The following is an 18,584-nucleotide window of genomic DNA, read 5'->3' as shown; positions in this document are numbered from 1 at the left end:
AGGCCCCTTAACTGTCCAGGCCCGCCAGCTCCTGGCGCGTCAGGCGGATCGCCAGCGCCATGCGCTGCTCCTTGCTCCAGGTCCCCAGCACGGCATAGTCGCGCAGGTACTCTGAACCGTTGTCGGGATAGCGTTCATCCAGGCCATCGGTCTTGTGCTCCAGTTCGCGGGCCAGGGCCGCGAAGTCCGTGGCGTATTTTATCTTCAGGTAATTGAGCCAATACTCAAGGCCCACCAGTTTTTCCTCGAAGCCCGGCGTGCTTTCACTTTGCACAATCGTGGTGTACGCACGGTCGAGGTCAGCCTGGGTCACCTCCGACAATTGGCTGTACAGCATGCCAGAGGGCTGCCTGGGCAGTTCCAGGCGCTGTGCCAGGCCAATGCGCAAGGCCAGGCGGATTTCCGCCGGATCGATGTCTGGACGGTGCTTGATGGTCGCCTGGGCAATGCCTTCTACCGCTTCGAGGCGGATCATGCCGCGGGCGAACTTCAATAAGCCGGCGCCGCCCTCTCCCCGCTCGGCCATTCTGAGCGCATCGAACTCCAGGACACGCATTTCAAACTCGTTGAACATCAGGATCCGCCCATCCCCACAGGTGACCTCAGGCATCAGCGCCGTCGCCCTGGCAAACAGGTCCCGCCGCATGGCCGGGTTGCCGTCGATTGCCTCCAGCACCGTCCACACGCGCCGGGTCAGTTCGGCGGGCGCCTCAAGGAAGTCCTCGGTATTGCGCAGTTGCGACAGGGTAAAGAAGAAATCGCCGCTCCCCTCCAGGGCATGGAGCCGGTCCCAAATCCGGTGTTTTGACGAATAGGGTGGCACCTCGTAAAACCAACGGGCCTTCTGTTCCTGGGGCGTTTCGACATCGGGATGATTCAGCGAATAGTCAGGGGAATCAAAAGCCCCCCTCTCATCGTCCTCTCGATACCCGCGAAGCAGGGTCTCCAACTGCTCGTCGGAAAACCCCAGGCCATTGCCGGTCTGGGCCAGGTAGACCTGCAAGCGCTCACAGCTTTGTTGCTCAAGCCGGTTGCCCGCCAGGTTGGTGCCCGCCATCAATTGGCGATGTTGGGGCTCGAAGGCTGCCGCAGGCAGGGTCTCGATCCAGTTGTCATGTAGATCCAGGGTGTGCAAGCGGGGCAGCTCAAAGACTGCCGCAGGCCATTCATCAAGCAGGTTACCGTGCAGAGACAGCGTCTCAAGCCGGACCAGGCCACTGAGGTCCAGCTCGCTGAGGACGTTCTCACCGAGGTCCAGCCATTCCAGTTCCGGCATGTGCCCCAGGTATTCCTGCAACTGGGCGGCGTTGCGCAGTTCATTGACGCCAAGGTCCAGCCTGCGCAAGCCATGGAACTCACCGATGGCCTGCGGTACAGCGCCTAACCCGTTATGGCTGAGCGTCAACGTGCGCACATGGGTGAAAGCCCGCAGGAACCCGTTGGAGCCCTGGGCCGTCAGTTTGACGCCGCTCAGGTTCAGTTCCGTGACGTGCGCAAAATACCGGGGCAGCCTCGGCAGATCCCCCAACGCCAGCCCCGAAAGATCCAACAGGCCGGCGCCGTTCAATCCAGCCGGGGTGGGCCTGGCGCGCAGGGTGTGGCGCCAGCTCTCCAACAATCGGTCCGCCGCGCGGCGCCGGTCCAGTGCACTGATCCAGCCGCCGTCCAGGTAGCCGTGCACATCGATCCAGTCATTGAGCGGGCGCACCCACTGCGCGTATTGCCCCTCCCATTCAGCGAGCCGGGCCTGGACCTGCCGCGTGTCGAGGCCGCTGGCGTGCAACTCGGCAACCCGCGCCGCCGCCTGCAAGTCGTCCAGGGCCGGGGCCAGGCGTTGCAGGCGGGCCGTCGGGGTGTCGGTGGCGACTGTCGTGGGCAGCGCCACCAGCAAATCAGGGCGGCGCAACACATCTTCGGCAAAATACTCAGGCTCCCCGCCCGTCAGGCCTTGGGCAAGCAGTTCACGGGGTATGCCCAAGGGGCTTTCCAGGGCAACCGCCGGGTGTTCACGGGCATAGCGCCGGGCAAAAATCCGCGCCTCGGCACGCGCCGTCACGCTCAGGCGACAACCACGCAGCTGGGTGATGGACAGCAAGCGGTCATGCCCACTCAGCGCCGCTTCGGGGATCGCGGTCACGGCACTGTGGCTCAGATCCAGGCGCTGCAAGGCCGCCAACTCAAGCACCCCTTGCGGCCATTCACTGATCGCACTGTGGCTCAGGTCCAGGATGCGCAGGCCATGGAGCCCGCTGACGTCCAGGCGCCTGATCGGGTTGTACTGCAAGCGCAGGGATAAAAGGCCGCTCATGCGGCTCAACTGCGCCTGTATCACGGGGGTGATGTTCAACCAATTGTGCGACAGGTCCAGGTGGCGAAGGGACGGATGCCCATCCAGGACCGCCGGAAGCGCGGTCAGGTTGTTACGGGCCAGGCTCAGCGTCTCGACCTCGGGGAACTGGCCAAGCCAAGCATTGATGCCGTCAAGCGACACGCCGATATCATCCAGATTCAAGCGGCGCACATGGCTAAAGCCGCTGGCCGGCAAGCGGGGCAAGTCAACCAGGTGGGCGCCTGACAGATCCAACCCTCCTGTAAGAAGCACCCCGCCTTCCGCTACAAAGCGCCGCGCAAGGCCCTGGCGCCAGCAATCCAGGAGTTTTTCCGAGGCGACCTGGCGCTCCACCTCAACCCGGCCAATGCTTGAATCGCGGTCCGACCATTGCTCCAGTTCATCGACCAAGCGGCGGTACTCTTGCTGCACGGCGTTGACACTCTCCAGGCGCTGGCGGGAGCTCAGCCCTCGGGTTTTGAAGCTGGCCATGACGTTATCGACAAAGGCCCGGTCGCCGGTTTGCAAGCGGCCCAAGGCGCCTTCGCAGTAGGCCTGTACCAGCCGCAGCTCATCGACCAGATGGGCCGGGTGGTCATGCAGGTATGCATAGACCGGCATGAAATCCTCCGGCTCATACGCTGACCAGTTCATCTGCAGGCCGCGCCACAAGCACTGGTGCCCCACAAACATCTCGGCGGGCACGGCACGCAACTGGGTCTGGGCCAGGTCGATAAACTCAAGATGTTCAAGTGCCAGGATCCCCTGCGGCCAGGTGCCGAGTGTCCCGGACACCGTTAACCGACGCAACGCTGTCAGCCCGCTGACATCGAGGGTTTCCAGACTGCCCGCCAGGGACAACTGCTCAAGTGCGGCCATGCGGTTCAGAGGCCGCAGCACCTCAGGCGAATAGATCAGCCCGGGGCCGGTGAGCGAAAGCTGGGTGATGCCCGGGGCATTGGCCAACCGTTCAGTGGCCTCGCCCAACTGCCCAGGGTGCACATAGAGTTCCAGGTGCTGCACGTTGGCAAACGGCTGAAGCAGCTCCGTGGCGTCCTGGGCCAGCCATCGGGCGCCTGACACATTCAAGGAGCGCACATGGGAAAAGTCGGCCTCCAACTTGGGAAGCGCCTGCTCGCCACGCAAAACCAGGGTCGCATGGGGCGCCCGGTCCCGGTCAAAACCCTGGCGCCAACAGTCGATAAGATCAGCGACTGCGTGCAAGCGTTGCTCATCGGCGCCGGCCCATTGCTCAAGCGTGCTCCGTAATGTCAGCCGTTCACGTTGGCGGTTGGCAAATAGCCGCCAGATCTGCTGGGTGCTTTCACCGTCGCGCCGGCGGGCGGATACGAGCGCTTGTGCCTGGGCATCGCTGATATTCGGATACACGCTGCGCACATGGGCGACCAGGGGACCGTCCGTTGCAAACGGTCCGCCTCGCCCCGACAACGCATACCCCAGGCGCCCGTCCGGCAGGCGAAACGCCGGCCTGGAGCGAGGTTCATGCAGCTTCAAGAGGTCACGGGCGATCATGTCGCGGTGGCGCCTGGCATAGGCCGCCACCGCTTGCTGCAAGCCCACCCCTTGTGCGCTCAGCGCTCGATGCGCCGGCTCGGGCAAGGCGTCGCCAATTGCCTGGAACAGAGTGCGCCCCTGACCCGGCATGCGCTTGAGTACGTTGCCGGCGTCATCCTGGGCCTGGAAACTATCGCCGCGCTTGACCAGGTATCGGCGCATGGCCGCGCCCTCATCCCCCAGGCTATCGACCAAAGGGCCTTGAAGGCTGTCTATACGGATCTCCAGGCGCAGGCCCTGAGGCCATCCGGGCAGGTGTTCCAGACAGTGCAAGGCTAAGCGGTCGCTGTCGGCATTGGCCAGCCGGTCGCGGTGCAGGCCACTGATCGCCCGGCTTAGGCGCCCTTGCTGCACGCTGATCCGGGCCTGGTGGTCCAGACGCCCGCTGACGCGCCCGTGGTCGCGCAAATGCCTGAGCTCATGGGGGCTGGCGGTCTGCAGCAGTTCGTCGTGGGCGCGCCTGGACAGCGAGGGAAACCGCCGTTGCAGCGGCCCCCTGTCGAGGGCCAGCTTGCCATTGGCCTGTAACCGGGCGGCGAACAGCGCCGCTTGTCTCTGGCGCGCATAGTCGGCCAGACGCTCGTTGAACACCTGCTCCCTGGGCGTCTCGCCCCAACTGGATGGGCTTCCCAGCAAACGGGAGATTTCTTGCTCAGTCAGGCCACCCAGCACCGCCTGGGCGAATTTGCCTTGCTGCAAGTCGGCGCGGCTGATTTTCAAGGGTGGGCGGCTAACGTGCGCAGGCACCGGGCTGCCATAGCGAATAGAGTGCCCAGCCGGTTCCCAGTGGCCAGCGGCCCACTCGTCGGTCAGCGGGGTCCCCGGCTGATCACCACGCCCAAGGGGACCCAGCAGGCGCCGGCCTCGTCCTCGACCAGCCCCGCCGGGCTGCGCACAGGCCCCACAAAGACAAGCGTCTCAAACACTTCCACGCTCCGCCCGGGCGGCCAACCCGGCATTTCCACCGTGAGGGGCAAGGCGTACTCGTGGCGGCGCTCCAGGCCGGCGCCACGGCGCAGCCGCCCCAGTAGGTCATCGACGTCCTGGTCGGCCCTGAACTGCTCCAGCGTATCGGCCAGCACCGCCGGCACCGGCAAGCCATCCACATGGACTTTGCGCAACCGATCGTCATCAATGCCACTCACCTCGCCGATCATACGCAAGGTCTCATCCGAGAACCCCTCGGTGATGGGCCCCAAGCGACGCAATAGGGTCAGGCGATCCCACGCCAAGGGGTGTTCATGCCGATGACGCCAGGCACCGGCCCGGTTGTGCTCAAGGATCGGTTGATACGCCCCGGGGTCGCGGGGGTGCTTGATTCGCCATTGATTGAGGTGCGGGTCGAAGCGCTTTTCATAGAACGCGCCATCAAGGTCAATATGCAGTTGGCCATCGACCTCGTATTGCCCCAGAGCATTGGGCTGGCTTCCAGGCGCAAGGGAGATTGGCTTTTTGTACGCGTCGAGGTCAGGCCTCCACAAGCGCACCTGGCCATTTGGCAGCTTCACCGCCGACAAACCTTCGATCACCGGCTCCGGCCTGAGTTGGCGCAAGGCCTTCCCGCCGCCCGCCGTCAGGCCGAGCAAGGCAAGGTTTTGCGCCAGGTCGATCAAGTGCGCCCGGGCAGCCTTGCGATCGCCCGCGCTCCACTCCCGGGTCGCTTCAATCACCGCCGTCAACAATTGCTCGGCCATCACCGCCATCATGAGTTCCCCCAGTACCGGCACGAACCCCGCCACGGCACTGAGGGCGAACATTTCGAGGTTGAGCAACAGGGCCAGTTTCTGCTGGCGCACCCGGGCATCGACAGCCGCCGTGGGCACGGCATGGCCGGCCGCATCGGCGATGCACTTGTGCTGATGTCGCTCATACAGGTAGCTCCACAGATCGACCTGAGTGCTACCAAACACCTGGCCTTGGAACGCCAGCGCCAAGGGCGCCAGATACGGGTCCGGGTTCGGCACCTGCGGGGCAAGGGGCAAGGGCGGGAAGTTCTTCAGCCTGAAGGGGGTCAGTTGGCTGATCAGTTCATACATCTGCCCTATGCCGGGGAAATTCGAGCCGACTCTCTCGCGCAAGGTGGCATCGGCCGCATCCTGGGTGAACTGGCTGAAGTAATGAGGACGATCGGCATACTCGACAAACTGGCTGAAAAACACCTGGTACGCCGTTGGCCGACTCACCCGGACCGAGGCCGGGCCCGGCGTGGTGAAACGTTGCTTGAGGGTCGCCAGCAGCTGGGCATGGTCGCTATAGCGTTTGAGGGGATGATGCGGGTCCTGGGGGATGTACAGGATGGGGGAATCCAGATGTTCGTCATCGAACGCCAAAAACAGTACGCAGCCGGTCATGCGCAGCTTCATCAGGCCGAGGTCGCAGAGCCACACCGGTTGCCCGCCGATCTGCGGCGCGCGTTCGCCGTCGATCACCGACAACACCATGGTGTAGTCAGCCTGGGTAATATCCTGGCGCAACAGGGCCAGCTCGGCGGCGGCCCGCAGCGCGGCCTTCTGGCTGGCAATAAATTGCGCGCGCAGGGTGGCCTGGTGGGTGGCAAAAAACCCCGTGATGTAGGCCTGGTACTGCCCACCCAGGTCCAGGCTGCGGCACAACCCCAGGAATTGATGGACCTTGAGCCCGCCCAGGCGCACGGGCAGCATGGAGTCGGTGCTGCCTGCCACCTGCCAGCGGAAGCCGGACGACGGGTGAAAAGCCCCTTCCGCGCATTCGGACGCCTCGAAGTTATGCAGCGCGGCCTGCAACAGCTCCAGCTGCAAAAAGTCGTAGGTTTGGACCCCGATCTTCAGATCACTCACTTGCAGGGCCTTTCGCAGGTTCAACCAGGTGGCAACGTTAGGCGCAAGGGTGACGCCATACTGATCCTTGAGCGCCTGGAGCAACAGCGGCCGGGCAAAGGCCTCGATGCCCTGCAAGGCAGACAGGCTCTTGTCGAGGGCGGTCTGGGCAATGAAACTCGCGGTAAAACAGTCGTGCAGTGCCTGGCGTTGCTCGGGGGGCGCTTGCCAATAGGCCGGGGGCAACGGGGTATCGGCGTGTTTGAGCGCCATACGGCGGGACGCAGTGCTCTGGACCAGCCATTGCGGCATGGCGCGGATCAATAGCGGTCGATGGATACTGGGCGTTGCCGGCAACGCGGGCAAGTCGGTCATGATGCGGCTCCAGGAAAAGGAACCCAGCACATCACAAGGTCCAGGGCCGACAACGGTAACTACGTCTATTCTGTTGGGAGTTGTAACCTCCCCCAGACCTCGCAGGAGGACTCATGGACACACCGGACAACAAACCGCCAACCTTCTGGCAGATGCTGCATAGCGTGATGGCTGCCGCTTTTGGCGTGCAGAGCGGCAAGAACCGCGCGCGGGACTTTACCCACGGCAAGCCCAGCCATTTTGTGGTGCTGGGGATCCTGTTTACCGCCGTGTTTGCCCTGACGCTGTTTGCCATCGTCAAGCTGGTGCTGCATGTGGCTGGGGTCTAGGCCCGTTTATTTCAACAGCATCTGCAGGCTGAAGGGATACTGGTAGGCCGCCGGTTTATCCAGGGCCGACAGCGCATGAAAATCCACGCCGTCGCCCTCATGGTTGCACAGGTCCAACAAGCGCCGGGCCTGTGGCTCGTCAATCAATTGAAATAACCGCACCTGGCGCTCGCGCCCGCCATGGCGCTGGATATCCACGCCTGCTGCGTCGTCGTGCAGCAGCACCATGGCCCAGCCACCCACCGTAAAATGCCCGGCCACCAGGGCACTGATCCGTCCCTGCAGGTGCGCTTGCAGGACATCGGGCGAGCTGTTGACAGCGCTGAACAACACCTCCTTGCCGGGGGTGCGTGCGCTGCCATCCAGGGCCTGCATGGCCCCCAGGGCCATTTCATCATTGGCCGACCAGACCAGCGCGGTCTTCGGGTAGCGCTTGAACATCTGGGTGGCCTGCTCAAAGGCGCGCTGGCGGCTCCATTCGCCGTAGACCAGCTGGCGCAGATGGACTTCGGGGTGCTCGCGCAAGGCCCGTTGCAGGCCCTGCTCGCGCGCCTGGGCGGTCGGGGTGTGCTTGGCCCCGGAAAACGCCAGCAGGTCCAGGCTCTCGCCCGCCGGGACCGGCCCCCGTTGGCGCAACAACTCCTTGAGCATCAGGTAGCCGCCCTCCTCGTCGTTGGCCGTGATACTGCCCAGCCAATTGGGGTATTTGCCCGCGTCCAGCAACTGCGTCTGGTCAGGGGTCAGGGCGTTATTGACGATCAGCAGCTTGACCTGGCTGCCCTGGGCCATCCGTAAAATCTGCGGGGCGATATATTGCTCATTGACCAGCACCAGGTAATCCGGGGGCTGCGGGCCTTGCAGCGCTTCGCGGGCCTGTTGCAGGGTGTTTTGCCGGTCGCGCTCGGAATAGCGCACACGCAAATCCAGGCCGAGGTCCCTGGCCGCGGCCTGCATGAATTGCGCATAACTGACCCAGAAGGTTTCCGTGGACAGACCGGGGTTGAGAAACACCACCGACGTGGCATGGGCCATCGTCCCGAACATCATCCCCACCCACCACAAGCACCCGCAGAGAACCTTCAACATTGCTGCCCGAACCCTGAAAATTGACAGATCATGATAGTGGCAATAAGCCTTTTGATCTTGGCTATTTGTCAGCAGCGCGAACAGCTTCGTCGCGGTCAGTTCCCCCTATTGGTGGCTGACCCAGAACACGGCGGTACACACCACCAGGATAATCAGGAACAGAATCGCCCAGGCGTCCACGGTACTGTCGGGTTTACGGGCTTTGGTTGGATTGCTCATCGCATCGCCTCTTGTCGGTTTTATGGCTGATTGCATTAAGACTCGACCACAGTAAAGTCGATGATTGCCCGTATGACAAATGTGGGTATCGCGATAACCGTTCTCATTAGGTTGTTTGGTTATTTGCATATGCTAAAACATCACTTTTGCGCATAAACGCAAGCTGGTATCGTGCGCCGGCTCCGTTGCGAGTGCGCGGCCGTGCGCGCAGATTTGCCGAGAACAGGACCTATATGTACGTATACGACGAATACGATCAGCGCATCATCGAGGACCGCGTCAAGCAGTTCCGTGATCAGACCCGACGCTATCTGGCAGGCGAACTGAGCGAAGAAGAGTTCCGCCCTCTGCGCCTGCAAAATGGCCTTTATGTTCAGCGCTTTGCGCCGATGCTGCGGGTGGCCGTGCCTTACGGCCAACTGACTTCGCGCCAGACGCGCATGATGGCCAAGATTGCCCGCGACTTCGACAAGGGCTATGCCCATATCAGTACCCGCCAGAACGTACAGTTCAACTGGCCGGCCCTGGAAGACGTGCCGGACATCCTGGCTGAATTGGCCACCGTGCAGATGCACGCCATTCAGACCAGCGGTAACTGCCTGCGCAACGTGACCACCGACCAGTTTGCCGGCGTGGCCGCCGATGAAGTGATCGACCCGCGCCCCTGGTGCGAGATCGTTCGCCAGTGGACGACGTTCCACCCAGAATTTGCCTACCTGCCGCGTAAATTCAAGATCGCCATCAATGGCTCAGCGTCCGACCGTGCCGCGATCGAAGTCCACGACATCGGCCTGGAGCCGGTGTACAACGCCGCCGGCGACCTGGGTTTCCGGGTCCTGGTGGGCGGCGGTCTGGGGCGTACCCCGGTGGTGGGCGCATTCATCAATGAATTCCTGCCCTGGCAAGACCTGTTGAGCTATCTCGACGCCATCCTGCGTGTGTACAACCGCTATGGCCGTCGCGACAACAAGTACAAGGCGCGCATCAAGATCCTGGTCAAGGCCCTCACCCCCGAGGTGTTTGCCCAGAAAGTCGATGCCGAGATGGAGCACCTGCGCGGCGGCCAGACCACCCTGACCGAAGCCGAAGTGCATCGTGTGGCCAAGCACTTTGTCGACCCGCACTACAAGGCCCTGGGCAACCAGGACGCCGAACTGGCGGCACTCGACCAGCAACATCCGGGCTTTGCCCGCTGGCGCACCCGCAATACCCTGGCGCACAAGCAGCCGGGCTATGTGGCGGTGACCCTGTCGCTCAAGCCGACTGGCGTAGCACCTGGCGATATCACCGACAAGCAACTGGACGCCGTTGCCGACCTGGCCGAGCGCTACAGCTTCGGCCAACTGCGCACGTCCCACGAGCAGAACATCATCCTCGCGGACGTTGAGCAGAGCCAACTGTTCACCCTCTGGGGCGAACTGCGCGAAGGCGGTTTTGCCACGCCGAACATCGGCCTGCTGACCGATATCATCTGCTGCCCGGGTGGCGACTTCTGCTCCCTGGCCAACGCCAAGTCCATTCCCATTGCCGAATCGATCCAGCGCCGTTTCGACGACCTGGACTACCTGTTCGACATTGGCGAGCTGGACCTGAACATCTCCGGTTGCATGAACGCCTGTGGTCACCACCACGTCGGCCACATCGGCATCCTCGGGGTGGACAAGAAAGGCGAAGAATTCTACCAAGTGTCCCTGGGCGGCAGCGCCAGCCGCGATGCGAGCCTGGGCAAGATCCTCGGCCCATCCTTCGCCCAGGAAGCCATGCCTGATGTGATCGGCAAGCTGATCGACGTCTATGTCGAACAGCGCACCGAAGATGAGCGCTTCATCGACACCTACCAGCGCATTGGCATTGACCTGTTCAAGGAGCGCGTCTATGCAGCGAATCATTAAGAACAACCAAGTCGTCGACGAAACCTGGCACCTGCTGCCCAAGGATGCGAGCTTCGATGGCATCTCCAACTGCGACGACCTGATCGTGCCGCTGGCCCTGTGGCGCGAGCATGGCCACGCCCTCAAGGCACGCGATGGCGGCCTGGGCGTGTGGCTGGACGCCGATGAAGAAGCCGAAGAAATCGGGGATGATGTGGCCCACTTCCAGGTCATCGCCCTGAACTTCCCGGCCTTCACCGACGGGCGCAACTACTCCAACGCACGCCTGCTGCGTGACCGCTATGGCTACAAGGGCGAGCTGCGGGCAATTGGCGATGTGCTGCGCGACCAGCTGTTCTACCTGCACCGCTGCGGCTTCGATGCCTACGCCTTGCGCGCGGACAAAGACCCGTACGAAGCGCTGGAGAGTCTCAAGGACTTTTCGGTGACGTACCAGGCCGCGACGGATGAGCCGTTGCCGCTGTTTCGCCGGCGCTGAAGCCAGCCGATAAAAAGCCCTGACATGTCAGGGCTTTTTTTGGGGTGGTACGCCGCGCCGGTCAGGCGCCTGCGGGTGCCCCTCCTTCGCGGCATCAGCCGTCAGCCATCACTCAGAAGCCATAACGCAGACCCAGCATCAAGGACTGCGCGCCATAGGTCATGCTCACATCGCCTGGGGGTAGGCCTTGAATGTCACCAAAATGCGCAGTGCGAGTCTTGAGGTAGCGGTATTCCAGGAGCATGGCCCATTGCTGTGACAGCTCATAACCGAACCCTGCGCCCAACTGGTAGGCCATTACGGTGTCACGATGGGTGCCACCAAATGAGACACCTCCGGCTTTCAGGCCGCTGACGCTCAGGTCAATGTAGCCCACCCCACCGCCAATATAAGGGCTGAACCGACTGAAGGACGCCGGGAGGTTAAAACCTTCATACCAAAGGTTGGCCATCAGACTGCTAGCACGCTCTTCACCTTTGGCGTCGATGCTCCCGCCGCCATCGTAGACCCGGTTATTGAAGCGGACCAGGGCGTTTTTGCGATAACTCAACTCCAGCTCGGGCCTGAGCCCGACGGGAAATCGCCAGCCAACCGCCAGCCCGCTCGCGAGGCCGGAGTGCAAAGACTCGTCCAGCTCCACCTCGACAAAATTGACATTATTCTGGTTGAGGTCATGGGGAGCAACCCAGTTCAGCCCCCCCATTATCGTGACATACGGACCGAACGTTTCAGCGCACGCTGGAACGGTGAGTCCCAGGCCAATGACGCCCATCACCAGGCGCTGAGTGTTTTTTCTTAAGTTCATACTCGCTCCAAATAGGTTGCCGATAGCTCATGCTCGGGATGAGTCAGGGCATTTGTCCGCTGCTCAGCCAACGCCCGCAGGTTGTCCAGTGCGGTGGCCATTACGGCAGTAAGCATTTTGCGTAACAGCCCCCGGTACAAAAAACTCAAGGGCCCGCAGATCTTCGCGCTGTGGATGACCTCGGTTTCCTGCGGGGAGAGCCGGTGCATCCGGTGGTCAAACTCAAGGTTGATCCACAGCAGCTTTGCCGTGTTCCGATAGCTCTCATGCAGCGTTACCGCCTCAATGGTCAGTGGCATGCGCAGGCCATTTTTGAGGATGCATTGACCTCGGGTTCCAGGCTGGAAAAGACCAGCAAGCTCACAATGGCTGACGTCGGTATCCCACAATGGCGCCTCGGAAAAATTGCTCCAGATCTTCCATATTTCACACGGGGGGGATTTGACGCGGATTTTCACAGTGACATCGTTCACGGTTTCACCTGGGTTAAGCGGAGGCGCTGTCATGCGCCAGAGTGAGCGCGACTCAGCAATTGCGCGGTAATTTCGGATTGACCGATCTTTGCTCCCTGGTTGAACAGGTCGATACAGATACGGTAGGTTTTGAAGGACTGCTCAGGTGCATCAACGTTGATGCGTGGTGCCAGTAACAGCGGGCTGTTCGTCGGGATCGGTCGATCCAGGGTGAAACTCAAGGCCAGCAGGTTCATCGGGGTGCCCACAGGGATGCGCCGGTGGCTGTGGGCGATCTGCATGAAGCACTGGCGGGCGACTTCCAGGAAATACACCATCGAATAGTGCTTGGGGCCGCCCTGCTGGAAAAAGTGCTCGTCAGCCGGCTTGAGGGTTTCTACGCTCAGGCCCTGGGCGATATCGCTCATGTCACTGACCAGCACGTTTTCTTGCCTGGCCTTGTGCAGCAAGGCCTTGTCGCGGCAGGCGGTCGCAGTGAACCGAGCGGCGGGCAACGCCTCGTGCACCGAGTGGTAGGCCATGCCCAGGGTGCAGGTGCACATGAGCTTGCCATCTTGGCGGACCGTGGCGCGGAATACCGGCAGGTCTTTGTCTTGCTCCAGCTGCAGATCAATCGCCCCTTCTTTTTGGACATAGCGCTGGAACTTGATATCCAGGGTGTTGACATAAGCAACCCGGCCACTGCGTGGAGGCATGGCGAGCTCGGCCAATTGCAGCACGCCCTCGATCAATAAAATGCCGGGGACGTGATCAAGTGGGTGATCAAAAAAGTAGGGGTGCGCTTCATTCACCACCAATTGAGCGTGCAGTGCCTGCGTACTGCGGCGGACATGACTGATCACGATGTTTTCCGGGCTGCGCTGCCAGTGCTCGGCCGGCCTGGCATGAGCGTCATGGTGCAGGGCAAACAGCTCTTCGATGGCCCGGCCCCTGACGCGTAGCGCCGCGAGCAGTGTCTCTGTCAGCCGGTCGCTGAGTTCCAGCATACCGCTGTCATCGCTTGGCAAATCAGCCACAGGGCTGACAGGACAGCCAGGCCCGCTGAAGGGCTGCAATGGCTGAGGCGTCGGGTGAGCGAAGCGCAATTCAAAGGGACGCTTGATGGCTGGGGCGCATTCAGGGGCTGTCGCGCCCCACTCCCGCAGTTTTTCAGTGAATAACCACATCACGGGCTCCCCGGCCTTGCGAACCTCGATCACCGAGTGAACCGCCGCCTTCATCATCACGGCCAACAGGGTTTCGACACCCGTGGCTTCAGCCAGGCAACCGGTTATCGCTTGCCATGAGCCGCCGGTACACGCTGCCGTTGGCTGCAACTCGCACACCTCAATATGCTGAACATCGCTTCGCACCTGGCCCAGCTGTGCGCACGCCTCTTCCAGCGAGGATGCGGCATGCCCCAGGACCGCTGCGCGGATCACCAACAACGGTGTGTCACTGGCGTCCGGTCGATAGGGCCGCAAGGCAAACACCCCCACCCCTTCCCCCTGGAACGTCGATGACTGCCGGATGCGTGCGAGCTCGGCAGGCGCACTGACAAAGCGCCCCGCGCCGAGCAAGAGCGTCGTGATACCTTCCTTGAACCATTGTTGCGCGGCCAGCAGGGCGTGCCAGAACAGCCCCGGTGTGCCGGCCAGCGTCTGATGAAACCCCTTGAAGTCAAAAATTTTCGCCGGATAGCCAGACAACATACTGGGCAAACCGGTTGCCACGTCCAGCGTATCCTGCCCAGGAGGGATGCCTTGTACCGGGCCCAAAGCATTGTGAACACGGCTGTAGACGTTGCTGAAGTGCTCTCCGCCCAGGTTGCAGCACATCACCATCGCGGCGCCGGATGAACCGGCCACCCCGGGCAGGCGGCGCAGTAAATGATTGACGCGATCGGTGATCAACAGTTTGAACGGATCGACACTGGCCAATAGTTTGGGCCCCATGCCGAAGCCATCGATCTCAATCACATGATCCTGCGCCAGGAATCGCCCGGGCAACGGCTGAGCCGAAGCGGCCGCGCCATCAACGAAGCGGCCATGGGGAAAACCAACCAGGGGAGCTGCCGGCTGATCAAGTTGTTGCTTAAGTGAATGTAGCGAGAAGTGGCTGCCAATCGCCGCTTCCGCCTCGACAATACCCAGGTCCAGCCTCAACACGCCGGGGCTGACTCGGGGGGCAATGGGCCGGTTGTCGGGCAGGTATTGATCCACCACCAGGTGCGCGTTGGCACCGCCAAAACCAAAGCTGGAGATGCCGATCCGAATCGCCGACTGACGGTCGGCCAAAGGCTGCCCCTGCCCGGTCGCCAGTTGCAGGCAGGATTCATCGAGCTTTGCGCTGGGTGAGTAGTCGGGCTGGGGGGGAATGGTTTTTTGTCGCAGTATCATCAACGTCTTGGCCAGCGAGGCACCGCCTGCCGCCGCCAGAGGGTGCCCGATCACCGATTTGATCGAGCCTATGGGTATTTTCTTACCGTCAGTGCAATAGGCACGCAAGAAGCTGCTCAACGAGTCGAGTTCGGTCGCATCCCCTAGCGGTGTACCCGTGCCATGGGTCTCGATGTAGTCCACCGTGCCGGGGTCCAGGCCGATATAGGCCCGTTGGTACGCCGCATATTGGGCTTGTTTGCCAGGGGAAAACACCGAGCCCTCGGCGCCATCGGCCGACAGCCCCAAGGCCCGCAGGATGCCCAGGGGGCGGCGCTGCGCCAGCAGGGCCTGGGAGACTGGCTCGACCAGGAAAGCCACCGCGCACTCCCCCGGCACAATACCGTCCGCGTCGCGCCCGAACGCCTGCATCCGGGCCCTGGGCGAAAAGGCGGTCAACTGGGAAAACCCAAGGAACAGTGGCAGTGGCAGTACCGTGTTCAATGCCATGACGATTGCGCTGTCCGCCTGCCCGCTGTTGACCAGGGCCTGGGCCATGTTGAGCGCGTAGGGGAACGAACTGCAGGCGGTGTCGACTGACAATGCCGGCCCTCCCAACCCCAGCGCCGTCGCCAGTTCCGCCACTTGTTCAGCTGGCCCATAGTGTGGCCCATGGGCCTCTGCCGACATTGCCGGCAGGAAAAAACTCTCGTCGCTCCAGGACGTCGCCACCACCAACGCGGTGCGCTCCCTGATTGGCGCCGAACCTTGGGTTGCCAGCTGGGCCAGGAGTGACTGGAGCACTTTCTGGCCAATGGCGACCTGCCGTCCTTCATACCGTGAAGGGGTCGTTGCGCTGTCGACCAGGCAATAAGCACTGTCCAGGTAGGTGCGATTCTTTTCCCCGACCGTGGCCGAATAGACCGAGGCTTTATCTTGCTCCCAACGTGGCAGCATCGAATTCAGAGGGGCCACCTGCCCTTGCGCCAACAAGTGCCAAAGCGCATCCACTGATGGCGCGCCAGGAAACTCACCGGCCATGGCGCTGAAACAAAAATCCCCCTCGGGTGTCACCGTGCTCTGCATGTCCTTTCCTCCTGATTGCCAAAATACCGAGAGATCCAGATCCCCTTTCTTGCAGCGGATCGTGTCTCAGCTCAGTCTTTCCAAAAGCGACAAGGTGTCCCGCGGCGTACGACATGACATCAACGCTTCACCGGCAAACTGGCTGGCAGGGCACTGCTGTGCCAATGCCTGGCAAAACGCTTCGCGGGCAAAACCATTGAGGCCCAGCTCGGTAAAGGGCGTATCGATATCGAACGATTTGGGCTGGCCCGGGATCAGCGGTATCAAGGTGTCGAACAGCCGTTGGCGCAAGGCTGGCTCGGCGCTCTTGGCCTCAGGCGCTTGCGCTTCGGTGGCCGGGGCCGACTCGGGCGCGGCCAGGGCCGCGTTGATCAGGGCAATCGTGTGTTGCGGGCACTGGGCGTTGAGCAGTTCAGTGCCGCTGGCTCTGAGTTGCGGCCACAGGTCGACGAGCGACTCCAGGAAGTCCATCTGCACCAGGGAGTCCAGGCCCAGGCTTTCATAGGGCAGCGCCTGGTCAATCTGGTCTACGGTAAAACCGGTGATCGTCGCCAGTTGCTCCAGCACCAAGGCCTCGACATCCATGGCCGGCACCTGCGCACGGCTTGCCTCGTCAATGGTTACCGTTGTGAGCGGGACCGCGTCCACAGGCGAAGTCTCAAGCTGCACAAGCGCAGGGTTGAGCGGTGCCTCAACCCGACGGGCAAACACGCCCTCAAGGACTTGTTTATGGGCATTGAAATACTCCACCGTGACAGTTTCGGCCTGGGCCAGCAAACGCATCAATATTGATTCTTTCGCAGAATCCGAGTCGCACAGCGAATCAATGATTCGTTCTGAAAGAGAGAAATAACTCTGGGCCATTTTTCCATTGGCCACGATAAATTCCTGAATAACATTGCCAAGTTCAAAGCGCATGGAACTCTCCTAAGCAAAATTGCTTTACGTTATTTCAAACAGAGTATTAGTTCATGGCCAACCCTGGCCTTGTGCAAACCAATAAGCCGCCCGGAACTAAGTGTGAATAACTTTAAAGTTGTAATACCGCTGAATCAGTCGCGCAGGCTGCTGTTCTTTTGGCGCCCTTGAGCAGCCCGGACCTCAAGTGCAGATACGTCATGAGCGTGGTTGCATCCGGCCCCTGAAAAGCGATATAGCCATCAGGCCGAATCAGCATCAATGTGCCCGCTCGCGCGTGATAACGCTTGTGCAGTCGCCAATCCGGGTCCAATAACGTCGAATGCTCAAGCGGCGCCTCGGCACTGCTGAGAGCATCGATAACACAATAGGCCTTGATGCCCGGGTAATCCTGCTGCACGGTATCAGCCAGCGCGTAATAGCCCGGCAATAAAGAGGAAAACTGATCGGCCGCACTAAAAATCAGTAACGTGAACGTGCCGTGGAACAGGTCGATCAAGTGTCTGGGTGGCGTACCCGGCGCTTGCCATAATTCAACATCGGGAGCCAGTTGGCCGGCACGAGGCACCGCAGTCTTGAACCGTAACTTCCTGTCTTTTTTATGCCAATGCGTGCGCTGCTTTTTTGTCAGGGACTCTTGAATATAATCACTTTTAGCGTAGCTGTAATGATGACCGGAAACCATTGAGGGCAACTTGCGCTGAACCGTACGCCAACGACTCAACAGCGGCAGGACATTATCCCGCAGCCAAACAAGCGCCCGGTGCTCAAGGGTAATCAGTGTGGTCAGTCGATGTGCCATGCTCTCGGCTTGCAAGGCTACCGGGTAGCGCTCTTCGTTATAGCTTTGCAGCAATGAGGGGGCTGCCAGGCCCTGATCGACATAGGCGATTTTCCACGCCAGGTTATACACCTCACTCATCCCCAGGTTCATCCATTGGCCCCCGATAGGGCTGCCGATATGGGCCGAATCGCCTGCCAGGAACACCGCACCGTGATGCAGTGACTGCACGCGACGATGCTGGAATGCGGCAAGGGTGGTCGATGTAATGTTGGACAGCGTCATCTTTTGCCCACGCCCTTCACACAGCTGCTGAAAGCTTTCCAGGCTCAAGGAAGGACGTTCACCTTCCGCCGGCAGTGCATAGGGCATCTCGATAAACAGTCGATAACGCGATTGAGCGTTGATCGGCGCGACGGCCACATAACCTTCCCGCGCACTCAGGAAAAAAGCCCCCTCGTCCGGTTTTCCGGACCACTCGATGTCAGCATCGGCCAGCATGAAGAACCGCTCGTAGGACGCCCCGTCGAAGGAGAGCCCAAGGCACTGTCTCACGGTGCTTCGAGCACCGTCGCAAGCGACTGCCCAGCGAACGGTCAAGCGTTCGTCGCTGCCATCGCCATGACGAAGGCCCATCTGCACGCAACCCTGCTGGTTCTGCAGGTCGACCAGTTCGGTATTCCACTCGACACTCCCCCCTGATGCCTCAAGCCGCTCAAGCAGGATTTTTTCCAGCATCGGCTGTGGCAAGCTCAGCAACAAAGGGTAGGCGGCATCCAGGTAGGAAAAGTTGTAGTTCAGCACCCGCCTGGCATTCGACTGCAGCGAAAACTGGTTGACCGTAAAACCGTTGCTGATAGCTTGCTCAGAGAGCCCCAGATCCCGAAGAATCTCCAGGGTTCTCGAATGCACGGCCATCGCTTTGGTCTCGGTCGAAGGGCCGGTATTTTTTTCAATAATGCGAAAAGAAACGCCCCATTTCTGCAGCAGGTTTGCCAGTAGCAGGCCAACAGGCCCGGCGCCGACGATCATGACCGTCGCTGGCCCACCGGATTGCCTGGGGGTTGAAGTGTTCGATACGTCCAT

At 61.3% G+C, this 18,584-nt stretch carries 11 protein-coding genes; 3 read left to right on the top strand and 8 right to left on the bottom strand.

The genetic code is table 11. The features are described from left to right. Positions 1 to 7: 7 nt before the first annotated feature. A complete protein-coding gene (locus tag AC07W7_RS01905) occupies positions 8 to 4,651 on the bottom strand; it encodes an NEL-type E3 ubiquitin ligase domain-containing protein (RefSeq protein WP_495038519.1) in 4,644 nt (1,547 codons plus the stop codon). 62 nt (positions 4,652 to 4,713) lie between these two features. Continuing rightward, positions 4,714 to 7,074: a dermonecrotic toxin domain-containing protein gene (locus AC07W7_RS01900; RefSeq protein WP_495038518.1), complete on the bottom strand. Its 2,361-nt coding sequence runs from the start codon at positions 7,072 to 7,074 to the stop codon at positions 4,714 to 4,716. Between the two features lie 113 nt (positions 7,075 to 7,187). Here AC07W7_RS01900 and AC07W7_RS01895 point away from each other — a divergent pair, with 113 nt between their 5' ends. Continuing rightward, positions 7,188 to 7,403, top strand: coding sequence for a DUF2970 domain-containing protein (locus tag AC07W7_RS01895; RefSeq protein WP_076961084.1), 216 nt, complete (start codon positions 7,188 to 7,190; stop codon positions 7,401 to 7,403). 6 nt (positions 7,404 to 7,409) lie between these two features. Here AC07W7_RS01895 and AC07W7_RS01890 read toward each other — a convergent pair whose 3' ends face one another. Further along, positions 7,410 to 8,489 carry an ABC transporter substrate-binding protein gene (locus AC07W7_RS01890; protein ID WP_495038517.1) on the bottom strand — a complete coding sequence of 360 codons (1,080 nt, stop codon included), beginning with the start codon at positions 8,487 to 8,489 and terminating at the stop codon, positions 7,410 to 7,412. 452 nt (positions 8,490 to 8,941) lie between these two features. Here AC07W7_RS01890 and AC07W7_RS01885 point away from each other — a divergent pair, with 452 nt between their 5' ends. Next, complete coding sequence (locus AC07W7_RS01885) at positions 8,942 to 10,600, top strand: nitrite/sulfite reductase (protein WP_495038516.1); 1,659 nt, start codon at positions 8,942 to 8,944, stop codon at positions 10,598 to 10,600. Continuing rightward, on the top strand, positions 10,584 to 11,078 hold the full coding sequence (locus AC07W7_RS01880; RefSeq protein ID WP_076961087.1) for a DUF934 domain-containing protein: 495 nt from the start codon (positions 10,584 to 10,586) through the stop codon (positions 11,076 to 11,078). The genes AC07W7_RS01885 and AC07W7_RS01880 overlap by 17 nt, the downstream gene beginning before the upstream one ends. 112 nt (positions 11,079 to 11,190) lie before the next feature. Here AC07W7_RS01880 and AC07W7_RS01875 read toward each other — a convergent pair whose 3' ends face one another. From AC07W7_RS01875 to AC07W7_RS01855, 5 genes are all read right to left on the bottom strand, one after another. After that, a complete protein-coding gene (locus AC07W7_RS01875) occupies positions 11,191 to 11,883 on the bottom strand; it encodes an outer membrane protein (RefSeq protein ID WP_099169749.1) in 693 nt (230 codons plus the stop codon). Next, positions 11,880 to 12,356: an SRPBCC family protein gene (locus AC07W7_RS01870; RefSeq protein ID WP_495038515.1), complete on the bottom strand. Its 477-nt coding sequence runs from the start codon at positions 12,354 to 12,356 to the stop codon at positions 11,880 to 11,882. The genes AC07W7_RS01875 and AC07W7_RS01870 overlap by 4 nt, the downstream gene beginning before the upstream one ends. Positions 12,357 to 12,385: 29 nt before the next feature. Further along, the gene (locus tag AC07W7_RS01865; protein ID WP_495038514.1) at positions 12,386 to 15,799 is read right to left on the bottom strand and encodes a beta-ketoacyl synthase N-terminal-like domain-containing protein; all 3,414 of its coding nucleotides are present in this window, start codon (positions 15,797 to 15,799) and stop codon (positions 12,386 to 12,388) included. Positions 15,800 to 15,865: 66 nt separating this feature from the next. Next, positions 15,866 to 16,582: a hypothetical protein gene (locus tag AC07W7_RS01860; RefSeq protein WP_495038616.1), complete on the bottom strand. Its 717-nt coding sequence runs from the start codon at positions 16,580 to 16,582 to the stop codon at positions 15,866 to 15,868. 247 nt (positions 16,583 to 16,829) lie between these two features. Then, positions 16,830 to 18,584 (bottom strand): FAD-dependent monooxygenase, encoded by a 1,755-nt coding sequence (locus AC07W7_RS01855; protein WP_197881153.1) that lies wholly within the window; start codon positions 18,582 to 18,584, stop codon positions 16,830 to 16,832.

It is taken from the genome of Pseudomonas sp. GW821-FHT01D09, from assembly GCF_059422465.1.
Note: the sequence above shows the minus strand (reverse complement) of the source record. Positions and strands in the feature narration are given on the sequence as shown.

Excerpts from the sequence above, each read along its gene's own strand:
- AC07W7_RS01885 (WP_495038516.1), top strand. The coding sequence starts at position 8,942 with ATGTACGTATACGACGAATACGATCAGCGCATCATCGAGGACCGCGTC.
- AC07W7_RS01890 (WP_495038517.1), bottom strand. The coding sequence starts at position 8,489 with ATGTTGAAGGTTCTCTGCGGGTGCTTGTGGTGGGTGGGGATGATGTTC.
- AC07W7_RS01900 (WP_495038518.1), bottom strand. The coding sequence starts at position 7,074 with ATGACCGACTTGCCCGCGTTGCCGGCAACGCCCAGTATCCATCGACCG.
- AC07W7_RS01865 (WP_495038514.1), bottom strand. The coding sequence starts at position 15,799 with ATGCAGAGCACGGTGACACCCGAGGGGGATTTTTGTTTCAGCGCCATG.
- AC07W7_RS01860 (WP_495038616.1), bottom strand. The coding sequence starts at position 16,582 with ATGCGTTTGCTGGCCCAGGCCGAAACTGTCACGGTGGAGTATTTCAAT.
- AC07W7_RS01875 (WP_099169749.1), bottom strand. The coding sequence starts at position 11,883 with ATGAACTTAAGAAAAAACACTCAGCGCCTGGTGATGGGCGTCATTGGC.
- AC07W7_RS01895 (WP_076961084.1), top strand. The coding sequence starts at position 7,188 with ATGGACACACCGGACAACAAACCGCCAACCTTCTGGCAGATGCTGCAT.
- AC07W7_RS01880 (WP_076961087.1), top strand. The coding sequence starts at position 10,584 with ATGCAGCGAATCATTAAGAACAACCAAGTCGTCGACGAAACCTGGCAC.
- AC07W7_RS01855 (WP_197881153.1), bottom strand. The coding sequence starts at position 18,584 with ATGGACGTATCGAACACTTCAACCCCCAGGCAATCCGGTGGGCCAGCG.